This window comes from Methylobacterium trifolii, assembly GCF_022179685.1.
Taxonomy (GTDB): Bacteria; Pseudomonadota; Alphaproteobacteria; order Rhizobiales; family Beijerinckiaceae; genus Methylobacterium; species Methylobacterium trifolii.
The window spans coordinates 1-2,287 of record NZ_BPRB01000418.1; the positions used below are offsets into that span (position 1 = coordinate 1).

Here is a 2,287-nt window from a genome sequence, read left to right on the forward strand (position 1 = left end):
TCGACCCACTCGATAGCGGTTGTGCCCGAAATGAACGACGATACGTTCATCGCCGCTCTGAAGAAGGCTCATAAGGAGAAGATCGTCCATAAGGAGGAAAACTACCTGATCAGCCCGGCGGTTTTTGACACGACTTTGTCTGAGACGACCGACCGTGGTTTGGCCAATGTCCTCTCCGCCAATGGCATCTGGCTCGATGTGGATGCTGGTGACATGACCCATAAGGATCTCGCGGCAATCTTCCCGCATCAGCGGACTGTGGTCTTCAACAGTTTCAGCTCGACCAAGGCCGAACCCAGGTACCGTGTTTACTTCCCTACCAGTCGGACCATGTCGGTCGGTGAATACCGTTCCATCGTCAACCAACTGATCCAGGTCGTCCAGGACTGCGGGTTCCCGTTGGCCAAGCGAGATCCGGCACGGCCGGGGCTGAAGGCTCACGGCATCGATCTGACCAAACGCCACGCTGCATCGCTATTCTACCTGCCCTGTCAGCCGAAGGACCCAACCGGCAAAATCTGGAAGGACCATCACGGTGAAGGTCGCAAACCGCTCGACGTCGACAATTGGCTGGAAGACGCCATTCCAGTCGAGACACAGGATTACGGCGCAGAGGCTGTCCAGGCCTCGCCGGAGAAGCAGACGCGTGATCGACCCATCTTCGATCAGGCAAGGGTGGACGATGCCATGGAGCAGTGGAACAGGGAGGGTGTGCTGCCGGGCAGAGGCGATGCCGAAATGTGGGCCCTCAGTCAGAAGCTCAAACGGGCGGGCGTTCCGTTCTTCGATGCCGAGGCGATGCTTCTCAGGGCTGCACGTGCTGCACACACGCCGCAGGACCGCCTTCGGCAAGCGAGAGCCATCATGCGAGCTGCCCGGTCTTCATGGCCGAGGTATTACCCTCACTGCGTCGTCACGGCGGTATGGGGGGCAATCCCATAGCCACCATTGCATCCCTTACCGCACCTCGAACCTGACTTGACGGCCCAGATCAGCCTCCACTCGGATAATGGGCTGCTCCCCATGCTTGAGTGCGATGCCATCCTTCAAGCCCAGGTGATCAGCAAGCTCAGTCCCGATCACCACCTCTCGCAGCCCCAGTCCCACCGATGCACAGCGGTCGACTATGGCCGCGATGATCAAGGCCGCCCCATCGCCATCGTGGTTCATAAAGGTCAGCGGAGCTGCGGGCCTGAAGGATGCCAGCATCTGGACATACGCCTCAGCCAATTGGTCTGTGCTGGCCACACCCACCCCCTTCGCCGCCCACGCAAGCGGATCATAGACGAGTTCGGTTCGATTAGCGGGAGGGACGGGCTACCTCCAGCCGATCATCCGATGGCGCCTCACACATTTCTGCCGGGTCAACGGCTCGGCTTGGTCTTGCTTTTGGGCGTCTACATTCTGCATCTTGGCGCCGAAGAACGCCCCGGACCCGTCTTGCCCGAAATCCCCGACTACCAGACCCTGATGCTACCGGTCCTGCGTCTTGCAGCCGAAGGCGAAACAACCATTCCGAAGGCGGTGGAGTGCATCGGCGCCGAGTTCGGCCTATCGCCGGACCAGATGGCCGTGCCGAGCCTGGCGTCGCCACGTGAACAGCGGGCCCTGGGCGATCCCGTGTCGGCGCGCCACCGAACACACCGACACTCCCGCCTCGTACGAAGCTTTGACGATCCGTGCCTTATCCTCGAACGAGCAGCGCCGCCGTCGTTCGGCCCCCTCAAGCACCTCGACCCGCATCGCCCCGACCCACTGACCTTAACGCCAGCATTAAGGTCAGGCTCCAGCCCGGTGCGCGATGCCGTCGAGCACGGCCATCACCGGACGCGTACGATAAATGCGATGGGCGTCTGTTCCAGCCACCACATGGCTATGGACAGATCCCTGGCTGGCCCGGATAGGGGTGACTGGGCATCCTGGCGGCGATACCCATGCCGCTTCGATACCCCCAGGTGAGCTAAAGATGGCTGTGATCACACGCCGGCGGACGGGCGAGTTTCTCCGGAAGCTGTTTGAACTGCTCATCACTGACCCGAGCGGTGTTAAGGCCAGCACCCTTGTCGAAGCGGTCGGGAACGCCTTCAGCCTGACCGAATATGAAAAGGGTCTTTACCCGTCCGGGGGGCAGCGTTTCGAAAAGATTCTACGATTCGCAACCGTCGACTGCGTTAAAGCTGGCTGGCTCCAAAAGAACAAAGGCTTGTGGCTCGTTACTGAAGCAGGGCAGAAAGCCTACACCCAATTTCAAGATCCTGAAATATTCTACAAAGAAGCCTGCAGGCTT

The 2,287-nt window shown here is 60.1% G+C and carries 4 protein-coding genes; 2 read left to right on the forward strand and 2 right to left on the reverse strand.

Features of this window, described 5'->3' with window-relative positions; translation table 11 throughout:
- Positions 1-942: hypothetical protein (locus tag COGEMETH_RS25465; RefSeq protein ID WP_238185445.1), on the forward strand; the 942-nt coding region annotated here is incomplete at its 5' end.
- Between the two features lie 15 nt (positions 943-957).
- On the opposite strand, the gene COGEMETH_RS25470 is transcribed toward COGEMETH_RS25465, so the two are convergent.
- Together COGEMETH_RS25470 and COGEMETH_RS25895 are read right to left on the reverse strand one after the other, a co-directional pair.
- On the reverse strand, positions 958-1,248 hold the full coding sequence (locus COGEMETH_RS25470; protein WP_238185446.1) for a hypothetical protein: 291 nt from the start codon (positions 1,246-1,248) through the stop codon (positions 958-960).
- 303 nt (positions 1,249-1,551) lie between these two features.
- Complete coding sequence (locus COGEMETH_RS25895; protein WP_373875435.1) at positions 1,552-1,743, reverse strand: transposase; 192 nt, start codon at positions 1,741-1,743, stop codon at positions 1,552-1,554.
- Positions 1,744-1,966: 223 nt separating this feature from the next.
- Between COGEMETH_RS25895 and COGEMETH_RS25475 the strand changes: the two genes are divergently transcribed.
- Positions 1,967-2,287 (forward strand): winged helix-turn-helix domain-containing protein (locus tag COGEMETH_RS25475; protein ID WP_238185447.1); only part of this gene is annotated, 321 nt, incomplete at its 3' end.